Source organism: Burkholderia humptydooensis (genome assembly GCF_001513745.1).
Lineage (GTDB): Bacteria > Pseudomonadota > Gammaproteobacteria > Burkholderiales > Burkholderiaceae > Burkholderia > Burkholderia humptydooensis.
This window is the reverse complement of record NZ_CP013380.1, coordinates 490924-506685: the sequence shown is the minus strand read 5'-3', so window position 1 is coordinate 506685 and position 15762 is coordinate 490924. Positions and strand designations below refer to the sequence as shown.

Genomic DNA, 15762 nt, shown 5'->3' with positions numbered 1-15762 from the left:
CGTGAAAGCCTTGACCGACAGCGGCTACGATTTACTTGCGGTGGACTAGACTAAATCTGACAGTGGTTGGTTTTTCGTGCTGGCGCGCATTGGCGCAGAGGGCGTAGCCCGTAGCGGCAATGCGCGCCGCGAACAGCAAGGAGTCCACCATGACTCAGGAGCAGAAGGTAATTCGCGCCAAGGTCGGCATACTCGAGTTGGCCCGGCAACTCGGCAACGTCAGCCAGGCCTGTCGCGTGATGGGTTACTCGCGCGACAGCTTCTACCGATTTAAGGAACTGTACGATCGGGGCGGCGAAGCTGCGCTGCAGGAGATTTCCCACCACCGGCCGCTACTCAAGAACCGCGTTGACCCACAGGTCGAGGCCGCCGTTGTCGAACTGGCCCTCGAATTGCCGGCCTACGGTCAGGTGCGTATCGCCAACGAGGTCCTCAAACGGCATGCCCTGTCCGTCTCTCCCCAAGGCGTCCGTAGCATCTGGTTGCGCCACGATCTGGAGACCATGCCGAAGCGCCTGAAGGCCTTGGAGGCCAAATCCGCCCAAGAGGGGTTGGTGCTGACCGAGGCCCAGCTCATCGCGCTCGAACGCGCCAAGCACGAGAAGGAAGTGCACGGCGAATTCGAGTCCGAATGTCCGGGCTACTGCGGCGCGCAGGATACGTTCTATGTCGGCTGCCTCAAGGGCGTCGGCCGTGTCTACCAGCAGACTTTCGTCGATACCTACTCGAAGGTTGCGTTCGCCAAGCTCTACGATCGCAAGACACCTTTGCCGGCGGCTGACCTACTCAACGATCGTGTTGTCCCGTTCTTCGACGGCTTCGGCATTCCACTGCTACGCGTGCTGACAGACCGCGGCACTGAATACTGCGGCAACCCCGAGCATCACGAATACGAGCTGTATCTGGCCTTGGAAGACATCGACCATACCCGGACCAAAGCCAAGTCGCCGCAAACCAACGGGATCGTCGAGCGGCTGCACAAGACTATGCTCAACGAGTTCTATCGCATCGCCTTTCGCAAGAAGATCTACGATTCGATCGCCACCTTGCAGACGGACCTTGATGCGTGGCTCGACCAGTACAACAATGAACGAGAGCATCAGGGGCGATGGTGTTACGGCAAGACACCGATGCGCACTTTCCTCGATTCGCTCGATCTCGCCAAGGAGAAACTCATCCCCCATTGATGACTCGTTCTTTGTCGGTCCGACTACCTGTCAGATCGAGTCCCGGCTAATACAATTTACTCTCCACAGCCGAAGACGGCTGGTTTCTGGCTGGAATCAGTGGAACTCCCATTCGTGTGGCAGTGCGTGTATCTGAACAGGGGGTCTTGTTCGCGGCGCCGGAACCCAACGCTATAGCTCGTATCGGCCTGATGCCCGTAACACAGCAGCTACCACGCGGTATGGCCAGTGCAGGTCTGGCTGCAGATGCCCCTCAACTTTATGACGTGCTACGCGTTCTCCATTCCTTGCAAACGCACCCGGCCTCGGTCTTGTCTGCCAAGATGGAAACGCGACTGGCTGCGATCCCGACTACGGAGCGTACCGACGAAGTACGCCAACGCATAGGGCAGGACGTCTTTCGTGAAGCCTTGCTGGAACTATGGGATGGACGTTGCGCACTGTCGGGCTGTGACTTGCCACTCTCTCTGCTGCGGGCCAGCCATGCCAAACCCTGGTCGTTGGCTGACAATAGCGAAAAGCTCGATCCGTTCAACGGCTTGCTATTGACCGTTCACTACGATGCGTTGTTCGACCAAGGCCTGATCACATTTGGCGACGACGGGGGGCTGCTGATCTCGTCGTCGCTGTCACGGGACGCGCAGCAGATTCTGCACCTGGACAGCTTTACGCGTTTGCGTTTCATTCTGCCCGGACATATCGAGTATCTAAGTTTTCACCGCAGGAATGTTGCCAAGCTGTAACTGGCATTTAACGCCGCAGCCTACCTTCCACAGTACACGCTGGTAATCTGCGTCCTCTCGTGTCCCAACTCGCGGCTGATGGCCTGCCGCGCCTGCGTGTCTAGCGTGCGCTGCGCCGGCGTCGGGGACCGAGCTGCAGGCCCGCCTGCGGCCGGAGCCTTCCAGCCCGTCAGCGCTTCATAGCGATCCTGCGCGTACCGATGCCGCAGACCGTGCATGTTGCTCAGGCCCGCCGCCTTGCATTGCCCGTCGTAGGTGTGGCGCTGCTGAATGTAGTTCTTGTGCGCCGGGATCAGCGAGCCCGCGCCGGCCAGTTGGTGCGCCAGATCGAGCACGCGCCGCTGCTCGGCCGTCGTGATCGGCACGGTACGCTCGCACCCGCCCTTGGTCCAACTCCCCTTGAGCGCGATATGGTCGCCCCGGTCGGCATAGACGGGCTGGAACTTGATGGACTCTTCCCGCCGCAGCCCGAAAGCCTGCTGCAATTGCAGGCTCATCCGCACATGCGCATCGCGCAAGCCGTCGAGTGCATCGTAAGCGCCTCGCGACGGCCGTTCGCAACGCGATGCCTGCGTGAGGGATGATCGGGAATCGGGCTACCGAGGTCTCACTGACAGGCAGTCAATGAGTCGGCCTGCCGAGGCAGTTTCCCGGCCACGTTCCAGGGCAGCAGTGCATCGATGCGGTTAATCGGATGGTCAGCGATATGGGTCAGGACATATTCGAGGTAGGCACGCGGGTTGATCCCGTTGAGCTTGCACGTCCCGATCAGACCATACATCGCCGCAGCCCGCTCGCCGCCGCTATCGGAGCCGGCGAACAGGAAGTTCTTGCGACCCAGACTCACGCAGCGCAGCGCGTTTTCGGCCAGGGCGTTGCTGATCTCGGCGCGGCCTTCTTCGCAGTACAGCACGAGCGCATCCCATTGGTTGAGCGAGTAGCGGATCGCTTTGGCCAGCTCGGATTTCTTCGACAGCGTGGCAAGCTTGTCCGTCATCCACGTCTTGATGATCACGAGCAGCGGCGCGCTTTTCTCCCGCCGCACGCGCAGCCGTTCAGCGGCAGGTTGGCCACGGATGTCTGCCTCGATGCCGTAGAGTTCGCCGATCAATTCGAGTACCTGTCGGGTCGCGTCGGTCGGCGTGCGGTCGTGAACCTCGTAGATGTACCGTCTCGCATGGTCCCAGCATGCCGCCTCACGGATCTTGCCGCTCTCGTACAACTCGTTGAAGCCGCCATAGGCGTCGGCCTGCAGGATGCCCTCGAATCCGGCGAGATGGGTCTGGGGATGGATGCCTTTGCGGTCAGGCGAGTAGGCGAACCACACCGCAGCCGGTTCCGTCGAGCCCGAACGGCTGTCATCGCGCACGTACACCCAGAGTCGCCCAGTCTTCGTCCTCTTGTTGCCCGGCGCGAGCACCGGGATCGGCGTGTCGTCCGCATGCAGCTTCGACGTTGCCATCGTGTAGCGGCGCAGCGCCTCGGTCAGCGGTTCGCAAAGCGCCTCGCACTGGCCGACCCAGCGGCCCATGCTGGCCGGGTCGAGCTTCACGCCGTCGCGCGCGGCAATCTGCGACTGCCGGTACAACGGCGTGTGGTCCGCGTACTTCGCGACGAGGATGTCGGCCAGCAGGCTCGGATGGGCGATGCTGCGCGTGATCGGCAGGCCGGGCATGGGCGGCTGCGAGAAGTGGTTGTCGCACGAACAGACCGTCTTGCGCCGAATCGTGCGAATCACCTTGAACATCGCCGCGACGCGAGCGAGCTGCTCGGACACATCTTCTCCGAGCGGTTGCATGGCGCTGCCGCACTTCGGGCAAATCGCGTCAGCGTCCAGCACGCGTGCTTCGCGTGGCAGATGCGGCGGCAACGCTTCTTTCGGCGACGCATCGCCGACAGGCGTGCCCGCGCTCGATTGGCGGGCGCGCCGCACATCGGCAACACCACGCTCGCCCGTCAGATCCTCGAGCGCGGTTTCGAGCCGCGCTATCTCCCGATCCAGTTGCTCGGACTTGCGCCCGAACTGCATGCGCTTGAGCTTGTCGATCTGCGCCTTCAACTGCTCGATCTCGAGATCGCGTTCGGCAAGCTGAGCACGGGCCTCCAGGAGCAAGGCCCGCAGCGTTTCAACATCGTCAGGAAGTTCGGCGCCGTTCGACATGCGGCGCAGTTTACGAGCCTTCCTCGCGGTTTACAACATCGACAGTGCCGCGGTACGGCGCGGCTGCCGATCGCGGTAGGGACGTCCCTTTCGGGACGCCCCCCCGCACAGATCCGGACGTGCCCAATTAAGGCATCCGGCTCCTACCGTCGGTGTTTGACGAGGAAGCGTTGTTCCGGCCATGGGTGCAGGACGCGTGGCATGGGCAGGTACTTCTCAACGATCACGTTCATGCGACGCCACGTAAGCCGCCGGCGCTGGCTCCGCCTCAGAAGGCTGAGATACCAGCGAATCTTGACCAGGTGGCGAACAGCACGAACAGCCTGAAGGTTGGTCGGCACCGCAAAGTAGGCGTAATGCCCCCGCAGTACCTGAGCCAGCCACCGGCCTTGCTCGTCGATAGGACTTGACCTCATGTGCCGCAGTTCTGTCGCGATTCGCTTGACCGTCTCGGTCTTACGCTTGCGCTTCGTCTTTCTCCAGAGCTGGAAGCCTTTGCCCCCTCGCTTCTTCCCGCAAATGTGCGTGAAGCCGAGGAAGTCGAAGGTCTCGGGCTTCGAGAGCCCTTGCGCCGCGCGCCGTTCGGCAACGAAGCGCCCAAACGCGATCAATCGCGTCTTCTCTGGATGCAGACTCAGCCCAAACTTCGCCAGTCGGTCTCGCAACTCACCCAGAAATGCGTGTGCATCTGATACATACTGGAAACCAACAATGGTGTCGTCCGCGTAGCGGACAACAATCATGTCAGCGTCTGCATGACGTTTCCGCCATGCCTGAACCCACAGATCGTACACATAGTGCAGGTAAATATTCGCAAGCAGGGGTGATATCACGGCTCCCTGCGGCGTTCCCTGAGATGTATCGATCCGCGCGCCTTGCTCCAGCACGCCCGCCTTCAGCCATTTCTGGATCAGGCGGATGATTCGTCGGTCGCCAATACGGTGCTCCATAAACTTGACCAGCCATTCGTGGTTGATCGTGTCGAAGAAGCGACTGATATCGGCGTCGAGAATCCACCAGATGTTGCGCCCCTTGATTCCGTACGCGAGCGCGTCCAACGCATCATGCTGGCTGCGCCCGGGCCGGAACCCATAACTGAAACCCAGAAACTCCGCCTCGTATATCGGCGTGAGGATCATGACCGTCGCCGCCTGAACGATTTTATCCTCCATGGCGGCGATGCCGAGTGGCCGTTGTTTGCCATCTGCCTTGGGGATGTACACCCGCCGCGAAGGCAACGCCCGATACGCTCCTGCGTGGAGCCGCTGATGCAGCCGCTGGAGATTCTCTTCCAGTGCTGCCTCGTACATTCCCCACGTCATCTGGTCAACGCCCGCTGATGCGCTCTTCTTCAACGACAGGAAGCCCGCACGCAGGACGTCAACGTCAATGTGATGCAGGAGCGCTGTCAGTTTCTCCTTCCCGTTTCTGTTGACAGCTTCCCGTATGCGACTCTGCGCCTGTGACACGGCTTCCCAGCTCTGCGTCCGGACCATGCTTTGCATCATCGCATTCCCTTCGGTCCCGCTCCTTCCCTCCCCCAGCTCCGCTGCGGCTGACGCCGCTTTGTTCGCCGGTTTCCCTGGTACTACGAGCGAGTCTGACTTCTCCGGACCGTGCATCATGGTCTACGGCTCCCAGCCTTCACCATGCGGCCCATCGCCCGGCTGGCGAGGGCGGTCTGGAGACCTCGCGGTTCCCGCTCAAGAGACGTACACGCATGCCAGGGTCTACCGACGACGCGGAGCCGCCCACCGCTCGCGATATCGCGGTGGGACGTATTGCCTTCTGCTGACTGGAAAGCATCAGCACTCCGATTGGGAAGTCTTTCGTCGCTCAATGGCTGGCCTACGTGCGCCCCTGTCAACGCTTCGGTGACACTCTCGCGAGTGCCCCCGCATGACTCGGGGTCGATGTGATTCGCTAGTTCTTCATCGCAAAGGACTTTCACCTTCTATCTCTTGACGGTCTCCCGTCGCACCCAATCGATGCCTTCGAGCAACATCGACAGTTGTGCCGCCGTCAGATGAACCTTGCCACCATCAGCCTGGGGCCAGACGAAACGGCCACGCTCAAGCCGCTTCGCGAGAAGCCAGAGCCCGTCATCGCTCGCCCACAGAACCTTCACAAGATCGCCGCGACGACCGCGGAAGATGAACACGTTGCCGCCCAGCGGATTCTCCTCGAGCGCCGTCTGCACCTTCGCCGCCAGCCCCTGGAACCCGCAGCGCATGTCAGTGACGCCCACCACCAGCCAGACGCGTGTACCCGTGGGCAGCGCAATCACGATCGCAAGCTCCCCAGTACGGCCCGCAGCGTCTCGGCGTCAACGACGCCGTCGACCTTGACGACTACGCCGCCGATCCGAATCTCGATCGTCCCGGTTCGCGGCGTCGGATGGCTGACGCCGGACGCTTCTGGCGGCATGGCCACACGCGCCGGCGGCCTCTCATGAACCACCGACACGGGAATCAGCGACGTCGATTCGGCCTGCAATTGCGCGCGATAACGGCTCCGCCAAGTGAACAGCATGTTGGCGTTGATGCCATTCTCCCGCGCCAGCTTCGCGACCGACACGCCGGGCTCACAGGCTGCGGCCGCCAGTCGGCGCCGAAACTCCGGATCATGGTTCGGGCGTCCCTTGCGGCTACCCGGCTTGGCTTCCGATTCCGTCACAGTGATGTCCATCAAATCGAAAATGATGGACATCACTTTGAGGTCGAGCATCGGTGCCGTCTAGGATGGTCGTCGCGAGGTGCTTACAGTGCATCCCCCAGCGTCTTTGACTTGTCGGCGTTGGTCACATGCTGCCGCTCAGGGATGCCGAGGCGGGCATTGTCGGCGGGAATGATGCCGGCCTTGCCTACCTTCTCGGCCCACCAGCGCAGATGAGCCATGCGGTTTTTCAGGGTACCGGTGGACAGGCCCTCGGCCTGCCAGCGCTCCACCAAGGTATCGACGTGCTTGCCCTTGAGCGAGCCGGCGCGCATTTGCCTAAAACCGGCCTCGCGCAGTTGGCGGCTAACCAGCGTCAGGGCACGAAGCCGGTCGGCCTGGGTGGCGTGGCTGCCGTCGCGGTTGCGCTGGCAAAGCTGGCGCAGCGTATAGGTCAAATCATCCATCGCATTTCTCCTGTTCAGGTGACGAGATGGCAAGGCTGAGTGGTACATCGGTAAGTGTTGTTGCCGACTCGCCAGGGCGAGACTCCCGAAGGACAAGGGCCGGGTGCTCAGTTCACCCATTGCCTCAGCTGAGGCGCCCGCCGTGCTTCCTGGAGGAAGGCTGGGCGGGAGGTACTGCGGGACAAAACAAAGCCAATGGCAGTGACAAAAACCTCCTGCGTAAAAGTGAGTGGGATGGAGCGCGGACGGCCCTGGGCATTGCGCTCAGAAAAAGACCGCGAGGAAACATGCGCCATGGGCGCGCAGGAACAGCAGACGAGCGCCGAAGCGCGGGAACAAAAAAGCTCTGCTCCGTGGGTAGGAGCGGCATGCGGGAGAGCCTGGGCATGCCTGGGGAGGGTTCCGCCCTGGATAGGGTGACGCTTGCAGGAACCAGCGTCTTTGGGGTTGCCGATGTACTAAGCCCATCGGTCTTGGTGTCGTTCAGGCCCAGTGTAGATGGGCATCGTCACGCATGCCGCAAACAATAGGAACGTGCCCAAGCCCATATTTCGCGCAGGGGCCGGGGGGCCGTCACTGCGGTGTGCAGTGACGGCCCGTCTCGCAGCGTTAGTTGTGCAACGGGTGCGGCAGGCGCGCATATCCTCTGCTTGCGGCGCTGACGCGGCCTTCGCCTTGTCGGCTGCCTGTGCAGGAGCGGCATGGGTGCGCCATGCCACTCCTGCACAGGCAGCTTGTCTGCAAAGCCGATCCAGCACACTTTGGTGAGGTCCGCAGGCCACTAACGGTGAAGGTGGAGCGTGCCTAGGCAGGCTGGGGTCGCCATCCCTTGGCCTGCATCACCCGTGCAGCAAGGTCTCCGGCTTTCAGCGGAGCGTTCAGCCTCTGGCGGATGTTGGCGATGTGCGCCAGCGCAGTTTCACGCGATGCCGGTTGCGTGGGCGGTTCCGGGCGGGCCTCGGTACGCAGCGCAGGTTGGCTCGCGACAGGTTGGGGGGCGGGAACCTCTTCCCTGCGGCCTGCCCACAAGCGAAACTCGCCTGCAAACACGCGCTTCACCAGGGCGAAGAAGTAGGCGACGACGTTGCGCACAGTGCCGCTCTGGCTACGGGCCTGCAATTCGTCCAGTACGTCTTGGCGCTGCTGTGGCGGCAACCTCCGTAGAGCAGACAGCACGTCTTTTTGCTGGTCTGCTTGGACGTTGGTCAGGCAGGGCGGCAAGGCCACCGGCCGTGATGCGGAATCGCCATCCTCATGCGCGCGTGTGCGGTACGTACGTTCCTTTTTATACAAATACGTCTTATACGTACTGCCTTGCTCGGGCGTCATCTGGCGTGCATGTTCGGTCTGCTGTGGAACTGCCATGTTGCTAGCGGAATCGCCGGATGCCAATACTTGGTCTGCCTTCTGGCTCACTGGCAATGGCGGCGTAGGCGGTGGGTCATCGTCATCACGGCGCTGTTCGTGGATAGCAGCAGGAGCCGCCTTGGGTGCCTGCGCAAGCGTTGCCTGGATGTGCAGGGCGACACGATCCACCTGATTGTTTTCGTGGCCGATGGAGGCTTGCAGAAGCTGCGCGAGACTGCCGTCAAGCGTGCATGCCTGCTGGAAGTCCAGGGCGCTTTCGTGAACCTGATACAACTCGCTGAGAACATGGCCGGTCAGAGGATCGCGGTGCTGGCCTACGAGGCTGATCCATCCCGTAAGCCGAAGCACGATGAGGACACGCCGGGCCGTCTCGTACCCGGCCCGCTGCCCCAGCGGGGTAGAGGTGAGGTAGCGACGCAACTGCCCTAAGTTCGCCAGCGGGCTAATACCCTCTGCAGAGCGCAGCATACGCAAAACCTGCCAGCCATTGCGCTCCAGCGGCGTGAGGCGGGCATCGAGCATGAGCGAGGCCGGCGTGGCGAACAAGGCATCTTGCCCCTGCGGGTTGTGGTGGGTGTGACGGTCTGCCATGAGATATCTCCAAGGTATGGGCCACAGCGGCCCGTTCCCCTGCATCTCATCGCGTGCCATCCCGGACGTCAGCCAACAATGCGGTCTGCGCCATAACCGTTTTGATTTGGCTGGAACAGTGTTGGCATCGTCATCAGGACTGGTCTATGATCCCGATACCCCCTTGGGGGTACAACTGGGGGTACTTCCAGCGATTCCCGCGAAGGCCGTGACGCGCTTTCCCCGTGAAACCTAGCGTTTATGGGCCTTTGCCGACGGATCAACGTTTAAACGTGTGATCAACGTCTGAGCCGCAGCGCCCGGCGGCGCGGGCAGCGGATGCAATCGCCCGCCGCCCGCGCCCGCCGGGCCGTTCCTCCCGAGCCGTTCGTCCTCTTCGCCGCATTTCAACCGCCGCCCGGGCATATCATGCCCGCTGGCCCGCCGCCGCCGCGCGTCGCATTCGTACAAGCCACCCGACGCAAGCGCGTATAGAGTCTGCGTTCGACACCGGCTCTTCGACTCCACTCGGCATGGCGAACCATCCCTTCACTCTCGAAAAAGACGGCTTCATCGTCACGACGCTCGACGCCGCGATGGCCGCCGCGCAGAAGAACAGTCTCTGGTACATGACGTTCGGCCTCGCATGCTGCGCGGTCGAGATGATGCACGCGGCGGGCGCGCGCTACGACATGGACCGCTTCGGGATGATCCCGCGCGCGTCGCCGCGCCAGTGCGACCTGATGATCGTCGCCGGCACGCTGACCAACAAGATGGCGCCCGCGATGCGCCGCGTCTACGACCAGATGGCCGAGCCGCGCTACGTCGTGTCGATGGGCTCGTGCGCGAACGGCGGCGGCTATTACCACTACAGCTATTCGGTCGTGCGCGGCTGCGACCGCATCGTGCCCGTCGACATCTACGTGCCCGGCTGTCCGCCGACCGCCGAGGCGCTCGTCTACGGGCTGATGCAACTGCAGCGCAAAGTCGCCGAGCGCAGCACGCACAGCCGGCCTAAACTGTTCGCGCGATCCTGACCGACGACGATCCATGCCCGCCTATCGACGACTCCACGCACCTCACCCACGCCTGCGCGACATCGTGAACTGCTATTTCGTGGAAGTCGCGCGCGCGGGCCCGATGCTGTATCCAGCCACGCCGAGCGCGTCGATCACGGTGTTCGCGAGCGGCGCGAGCGTGCATCCGGGCGGCGTCGCGCATACGGAGACGCTGATGTGCCGCCCGCAGCGCAGCGCGGTCTGGGCAACGCTGCTGCCGGGAACGACTTACGTGAGCGTCGTGTTCCGGCCGGGGCAGATCCGGCGCGTGATGCCGCGCGGCGCGACCGCCGCATACGACGACGGATCGCCGCTCGAAGCCGTGTTTGCCCGCGCGGCGGTGCGCGCGCTCGTCGACGGCGTGCGCCGCGCGCCGACGCTCGACCGTGCGGTCGCGGCGCTGGAAGACTGGCTGACGATGCAGGCGCATGTTGCCGAAGAACGCGACGGCGGCGGCATCCGGCTGCCGCCGGCATGCGTGGACGCGCCGCGCGACGCGCTCGCCGCGCAGCTCGGCCGCGGCCCGCGCCAGCTCGAGCGCCTGTTCGTCGACACGTTCGGCGCGTCGCAACGCGACATGCGCTCGCTGCTGCGCTACGCGCGCACGCTGTCGCGCCTGATCGCCGCCGATTTCTCGCTGCCCGCGCTGAGCGGCATGGCGATCGACTGCGGCTATTACGACCACGCGCAAATGACGCGCGACTTCCGGCGCTACGCGGGCATGGCGCCCGTACAGCTCGCCGCCGCGGTGCGCGACGCGCCACAAGCATCGATGGCGATGTATCGCTACGAGCACGCGGACAAGCGGATTCTGCTCGACGCGTGACGCGCATTCGGCGGACCGCCGCCGGTATCGCCGCACACCGCTCGATGCCGTCCTTCGGGCCGAAGCGCCCGCGTGCCGGCGTTGCGTCACCGCAGATTCGCGGACACCTGCGAGGCGGCGGGCGTTGGCTCGTCGCCGCCGCGCGCGCGCCGGTTCATCCGCGACGCGGCGACGACGGCGAGCGCGAGCACCGCGGTCGCGCCGACCTCCATCCGGTGATCCTCGCGCAGCAGCATCACGACGAGCACGCCGCAGATGAACAGGATCACCGCCCACGTGAGCCACGGGAAGCACCACATCCGCAGCGGCAGGCGCTCGCCCGTCGCATCGAGCGTCGAGCGCATCCGCAGTTGCGAGATCGCGATCACGAGATAGACGAGCAGCGCGATCGCGCCCGATGTCGCGAGCAGGAAGCCGAATACCTGTTCGGGCATCACATAATTCGCGATCACCGTGATGAAGCCGAACGCGGTCGACGCGAGCACGGCCGCGCGCGGCGTGCCGCTTGCGTCGGTACGGCGCAAGCGCGCGGGCGCGTCGCCGCGCGTCGACAGCGAGAAGATCATCCGCGACGCCGTATAGAGCGCCGAATTCAGGCAGCTCGCGACCGACACCAGCACGATCACGTCGATGATCGCCTTCGCGTGCGGCACGCCGATCAGCTCCATCGCGCGCTGATACGAGCCGTGCGTGGGCAGGAGCGCGTCGTTCCACGGCACGATCGCCGCGACGACGAAGATCGAGCCGAGATAGAACAGCGAGATCCGCCAGATCACCGAGTTCGTCGCGCGGACGATCTGGCGCTCCGGGTGCTCGGATTCGGCCGCGGCGATCGTGACGATCTCGGTGCCGAGGAACGAGAACATCGTCGTCAGCATCGCGGCGAGCACCGCGCCGACACCGTTCGGCATGAAGCCGCCCGCGTTCACGAGGCGCGCCGCGCCCGACACGTTCGAGCCCGGCAGCAGGCCGGCGATCGCCGCGCCGCCGATCGCGAGGAACACGACGATCGCGACCACCTTGATGAGCGCGAACCAGAATTCGAATTCGCCGTAATTCTTGACCGAGAAAAGATTCGTGACCGTGAGCACCGACGTGATGCCGAGCGCGAAGATCCACGTCGCGACGCCGGGAAACCACGCATTGAGGATCGTCGCGGCGGCCGTCGCCTCGATCGGGATCACGAGCACCCAGAACCACCAGTAGAGCCAGCCGATCGTGAAGCCCGCCCAATGGCCGATCGCGCGATCGGCATAGGTCGAGAACGAACCGCTGTCCGGCTGCGCCACCGCCATCTCGCCGAGCATCCGCATCACGAGCACGACGAGCAGCCCCGCGATCGCGTACGCGATCAGCGCGGCCGGCCCGGCCTCCGCGATCGCATGCCCCGAACCGACGAACAACCCGGCGCCGATCACGCCCGCGATCGACAGCATCGTGACGTGACGCTGCTTCAGGCCGGTTCCGAGGCCTGTCTGACTTTCTTTCATGTCTCCCTCCAAAAAAACGGTTCCGGTGTGACCGGGCATCGCGTGAAGGCGGCGCGGGGGCTTTGTTGTTATCGAACCGTGCACGGCGCGACGGGCGGCGCGCGTCAGCCGGACGTCATGCCTGCGGCCATCCGGACAAGCGCGCCACGCGAGATCTGCGAGACTGCGTTCGCCATGCGCCGCGCATGGCGGCGCGCCTGTCGTCGGCATCGTGACCGGCCGCCTTCGAAGCGAAGCAGTGTAAGCATCAAACGGTTCGCGACTAAGAACCAATTCGCGATTTTCAATGGAACCACTTGCCGGATCGACGAACGTGCGGCGCGGCGCGCGGCCTGTTCGGCGCGGTCGCGCGGCCCGCCTATTCGCCCGGCGCGCGAACGAGCGCCGGCGTGCGCCCCGTGACCGTGACGATCGCGAACGCGATCGCATTCGCCGCGGCGCTCGCGAGAATCGGCACCAGGTAGCCGCCGCCCGCGTCGTAGACGAAACCCGCGGCGGCGGGACCGATCAGCGTGCCGAACGCGACGCTCGTGTAGAGCACGCCGATGATCCCGCTCACGTTGCGCCCGCCGAAGCTGTCCATCACGACGGCGGGCAGCACCGCGACCCAGCCGCCGTAGAACACGCCGAACACGAGCGCGAACGCGGCGAGCGCCGCGAAATCCCGCGCGCCCGCCCACCCGACGAGCGCGATCGCCATGCCGGCGAACATCGCGAGCAGCGACGCGCGGCGGCCGAGCCGGTCGGCCAGGCCGCCGAGGAAGAACCGGCCCGCCGTGCTGCCGACGCCGATCGCGCCGAGCAACAGCACGGCCGCCGCGGGCTTCACGCCGTGATCGACCGCGTACGGAACGAGATGCACGAACGGCACGAACACGCCGAACGAGCAGACGAGGCACGCCGCATAAAGGCTCGCGAACGCGCGCGACCGGATCGCTTCTCCGACCGTCGCACCGGCCGGCATCGACGCCCGCACCGCGCGCGCAGCCGTCACCCCGGCCGCCGGCGCGGCCGCATCGGAAACGGGATCGCCGTCGGGCCGCAGTCCGCGCCCGCGCGGATCGCTCTCGATCAGCAGCGACATTCCCGCGCCGAATGCGGCCGCGAGCGCCGCGAGCGCGAAATACGCGCCGCGCCAGCCGACGTGCGCGATCAGCGCGGACGCGAGCGGCGGCATCGCGAGCGTGCCGACGCCGATTCCCGCCACCGCGAGCCCCGAAGCGAAGCCGCGCCGGCGCACGAACCAGCGCTGCACGGCGCCGACGGCGGGCACGTACGCGCAGCCGACGCCGAAGCCGACGCCGAGCCCATACGCGACGTAGACCTGAAGCAGCGTGCGCGCGGCGCCTGCGGCGGCGAGCCCCGCCGCGGTCAGCAGCATGCCGGCGACCGCGAGCCGCCGCGAGCCGAAGCGATCCGCGAGCGGACCGCTCACGACGCCGAAGCCGAAATACAGAAAACCGGCGAGCGAGAATACGAGCGCGATCGCACCGCGCGAAGCGGCGAATTCGCGCTGCAAAGGCTCGACGAACGCGCTGAACGTGTATGCGCTGCCGAAGCCGACGAACGTCACGGCGAAGGCGGCGGCGACCACATACCAGCCGTAGAAGACGCGCGAAGCGCGCGGGCGGTTCATCACGATGGGTCCTCTCAGGTCCGTTCCGGCACTGCGTCGAGCCGTGCGGCTCGTCTCCCGGATATAGTTGAACTACGCGTGTGAAATGATGACGAACCGCGCGATCGCTCGGCAACCAGCCCGCCTATCGCGCCGCCGCGTCGCACCGCAACGGCCGCGCGCGCAGCGCCGCCTCGACTTCCGCCATCTTGCGCGGAGAATCCGCGAGCACCGCGTCGAGCCCGAGGCACGCGGCCGCGCGGTAATCGTCGGCGTCGTTCACCGCGATCGCGAGGATTCGCACGTTCGCGCGCCGCCTGAAGCACGCGACGGTCGCGGGCGTCCACAGCGTCGCCGTCACGCTCGATACGCCTTCGCCTAGCGTGAAGCGCTCGCTCACCGTCAAGTTCCGATGCATTTCGAAGCCGGCCCATACGGGCGCATAGGACGCATTAGGCGCATCGGGCGCGCGTTCGCACGCGCCGCCGAGCAGCACGTTCACGAGCCGCCCGCGCGTCGCATCGCGCGATTCGAAGAGCCGCGCGTGCGGATACGACGCGAACGCGGCCTGATAAGCGGCGTCGGTCGAATAGATCGTCACGCGCGGCCATGCGGCCTCGCTCGTCAGCACGTCCGCGACGGCCTTCGCCTGCGGCGCGGCGGGCACCGCCTTCATGTCGAGCACGATCGGCATCGCGGGCGGAATCGCGCGCAGCGCGTCGCGCAGCGTCGGGATGCCGGCGGCGCGCGTGCGATACGGATACTGCCCGCTCGCGTCGCGGAAATGCCAGCCGGCGTTCATCCGCGCGAGCTGCGCGGCCGTGTAGCCGGCAACCGGGCCGCTCGACTGCGTGAGCGCCGACAGATCGGCGGGCCGGTACAGCACCGGGACGCCGTCGCGGCTCAGTTGAACGGTCAGCCAGATCGCGTCCGCGCGATTGGCGATCGCCGCGCGAATCGCGTCGAGCGTGTTCTCCGGCGCGTCGGCCGCGCCGCCGCGATGCGCGACGATGCGCGGCAGCGTCGCCGGCGCTTCGCCGACCGGGCCGCCGCCCGCACAGGCGGCAAGCCCGAGCGCGACGCCCGCGAGTGCCGCCCGCCGTCCGATGATGTCGATCAGTCGATTCATCTGTTTCGTTCCTCCGTTGAAATACGCTCCATCTCCTGGTTTGACGATGCGCGGCGGATTTTCTTCAGCGCTTCGCCGCAGTTAAGATGCCGTCGGGCCGCCTGGCCCATCGACCACGACAAACGAGAGAGACCATGCACATTTCGCTGCATCGAGCGGCGCGGCGCATTGCCGTCGCGCTCGCGATCGCGGCGCTGCCGCTCGCCCCCGCATTCGCCTACTCGCCGGGCGCGCCCGCCGGCGGCGGCGAAGCCGACCTCGGCCGCCACGATACGTACCACAACCGCGACGGAGAGACCGTGCACGCGCCGGCGCATTCGAAATCGGGCCGCGTCCCCGAAGGCGCGACGGCCCGCTGCCGCGACGGCGCGTACAGCTTCAGCCGGCATCGGCGCGGCACGTGCTCGGGGCACGGCGGCGTCGCCGCGTGGCGCTAGCCGGCGGCGGCGACCCGGCCGACGCCGCCGCGAAGCGGAGCAAGCTCCGCCGGATC

13 protein-coding genes and 2 pseudogenes are annotated in these 15762 nt (G+C 65.3%); 5 read left to right on the top strand and 10 right to left on the bottom strand.

Annotated elements, in window-relative coordinates; all coding sequences use genetic code 11:
* Positions 1–149: 149 nt before the first annotated feature.
* Both AQ610_RS02385 and AQ610_RS02380 read left to right on the top strand, forming a co-directional pair.
* Positions 150–1187 (top strand): IS481 family transposase, encoded by a 1038-nt coding sequence (locus AQ610_RS02385; RefSeq protein WP_009917513.1) that lies wholly within the window; start codon positions 150–152, stop codon positions 1185–1187.
* A 116-nt stretch (positions 1188–1303) separates the two neighbouring features.
* The gene (locus AQ610_RS02380) at positions 1304–1930 is read left to right on the top strand and encodes an HNH endonuclease (RefSeq protein WP_144411912.1); all 627 of its coding nucleotides are present in this window, start codon (positions 1304–1306) and stop codon (positions 1928–1930) included.
* 20 nt (positions 1931–1950) lie between these two features.
* Here AQ610_RS02380 and AQ610_RS02375 read toward each other — a convergent pair.
* From AQ610_RS02375 to AQ610_RS02345, 7 genes and pseudogenes are all read right to left on the bottom strand, one after another.
* Positions 1951–2442: pseudogene (locus AQ610_RS02375) on the bottom strand (integrase domain-containing protein); the annotation flags it as partial.
* 95 nt (positions 2443–2537) lie between these two features.
* Positions 2538–4091 (bottom strand): IS66 family transposase, encoded by a 1554-nt coding sequence (gene tnpC, locus AQ610_RS02370; RefSeq protein WP_006029855.1) that lies wholly within the window; start codon positions 4089–4091, stop codon positions 2538–2540.
* A gap of 143 nt (positions 4092–4234) precedes the next feature.
* A complete protein-coding gene (ltrA, locus tag AQ610_RS02365) occupies positions 4235–5599 on the bottom strand; it encodes a group II intron reverse transcriptase/maturase (protein ID WP_082262311.1) in 1365 nt (454 codons plus the stop codon).
* 446 nt (positions 5600–6045) lie between these two features.
* Positions 6046–6378: an IS66 family insertion sequence element accessory protein TnpB gene (tnpB, locus tag AQ610_RS02360; protein ID WP_045554722.1), complete on the bottom strand. Its 333-nt coding sequence runs from the start codon at positions 6376–6378 to the stop codon at positions 6046–6048.
* Entirely contained in the window at positions 6375–6818 is a 444-nt protein-coding gene (tnpA, locus tag AQ610_RS02355) for an IS66-like element accessory protein TnpA (protein ID WP_231748938.1), read from the bottom strand. The genes tnpB and tnpA overlap by 4 nt, the downstream gene beginning before the upstream one ends.
* A 35-nt stretch (positions 6819–6853) precedes the next feature.
* Positions 6854–7213 (bottom strand): annotated as a pseudogene (locus tag AQ610_RS02350) (phage integrase N-terminal domain-containing protein); the annotation flags it as partial.
* 804 nt (positions 7214–8017) lie between these two features.
* The gene (locus AQ610_RS02345; RefSeq protein WP_009916279.1) at positions 8018–9172 is read right to left on the bottom strand and encodes an STY4528 family pathogenicity island replication protein; all 1155 of its coding nucleotides are present in this window, start codon (positions 9170–9172) and stop codon (positions 8018–8020) included.
* 512 nt (positions 9173–9684) lie between these two features.
* On the opposite strand from AQ610_RS02345, the gene AQ610_RS02340 reads away from it, so the two are divergent.
* Entirely contained in the window at positions 9685–10188 is a 504-nt protein-coding gene (locus AQ610_RS02340; RefSeq protein WP_006029436.1) for a NuoB/complex I 20 kDa subunit family protein, read from the top strand.
* A 13-nt stretch (positions 10189–10201) separates the two neighbouring features.
* Positions 10202–11035 carry an AraC family transcriptional regulator gene (locus tag AQ610_RS02335; protein ID WP_015602381.1) on the top strand — a complete coding sequence of 278 codons (834 nt, stop codon included), beginning with the start codon at positions 10202–10204 and terminating at the stop codon, positions 11033–11035.
* An 86-nt stretch (positions 11036–11121) separates the two neighbouring features.
* On the opposite strand, the gene gabP is transcribed toward AQ610_RS02335, so the two are convergent.
* The 3 genes from gabP to AQ610_RS02320 form a co-directional block, all read right to left on the bottom strand.
* Positions 11122–12525, bottom strand: coding sequence for a GABA permease (gabP, locus tag AQ610_RS02330; protein WP_009913713.1), 1404 nt, complete (start codon positions 12523–12525; stop codon positions 11122–11124).
* 358 nt (positions 12526–12883) lie between these two features.
* Positions 12884–14161 carry an MFS transporter gene (locus AQ610_RS02325; protein ID WP_006029432.1) on the bottom strand — a complete coding sequence of 426 codons (1278 nt, stop codon included), beginning with the start codon at positions 14159–14161 and terminating at the stop codon, positions 12884–12886.
* 124 nt (positions 14162–14285) lie between these two features.
* Positions 14286–15269 (bottom strand): glycerophosphodiester phosphodiesterase family protein, encoded by a 984-nt coding sequence (locus AQ610_RS02320; protein WP_006029431.1) that lies wholly within the window; start codon positions 15267–15269, stop codon positions 14286–14288.
* A gap of 134 nt (positions 15270–15403) precedes the next feature.
* Between AQ610_RS02320 and AQ610_RS02315 the strand changes: the two genes are divergently transcribed.
* Entirely contained in the window at positions 15404–15706 is a 303-nt protein-coding gene (locus AQ610_RS02315) for a DUF3761 domain-containing protein (RefSeq protein ID WP_006029430.1), read from the top strand.
* The last annotated feature ends 56 nt before the right edge of the window (positions 15707–15762 follow it).

Bases quoted from the DNA above. Each gene is read 5' to 3' on its own strand.
- AQ610_RS02385 (WP_009917513.1), top strand. From the start codon at position 150: ATGACTCAGGAGCAGAAGGTAATTCGCGCCAAGGTCGGCATACTCGAG.
- tnpC (WP_006029855.1), bottom strand. From the start codon at position 4,091: ATGTCGAACGGCGCCGAACTTCCTGACGATGTTGAAACGCTGCGGGCC.
- ltrA (WP_082262311.1), bottom strand. From the start codon at position 5,599: ATGATGCAAAGCATGGTCCGGACGCAGAGCTGGGAAGCCGTGTCACAG.
- tnpA (WP_231748938.1), bottom strand. From the start codon at position 6,818: ATGCTCGACCTCAAAGTGATGTCCATCATTTTCGATTTGATGGACATC.
- AQ610_RS02345 (WP_009916279.1), bottom strand. From the start codon at position 9,172: ATGGCAGACCGTCACACCCACCACAACCCGCAGGGGCAAGATGCCTTG.
- AQ610_RS02340 (WP_006029436.1), top strand. From the start codon at position 9,685: ATGGCGAACCATCCCTTCACTCTCGAAAAAGACGGCTTCATCGTCACG.
- AQ610_RS02335 (WP_015602381.1), top strand. From the start codon at position 10,202: ATGCCCGCCTATCGACGACTCCACGCACCTCACCCACGCCTGCGCGAC.
- gabP (WP_009913713.1), bottom strand. From the start codon at position 12,525: ATGAAAGAAAGTCAGACAGGCCTCGGAACCGGCCTGAAGCAGCGTCAC.
- AQ610_RS02325 (WP_006029432.1), bottom strand. From the start codon at position 14,161: ATGAACCGCCCGCGCGCTTCGCGCGTCTTCTACGGCTGGTATGTGGTC.
- AQ610_RS02320 (WP_006029431.1), bottom strand. From the start codon at position 15,269: ATGAATCGACTGATCGACATCATCGGACGGCGGGCGGCACTCGCGGGC.
- AQ610_RS02315 (WP_006029430.1), top strand. From the start codon at position 15,404: ATGCACATTTCGCTGCATCGAGCGGCGCGGCGCATTGCCGTCGCGCTC.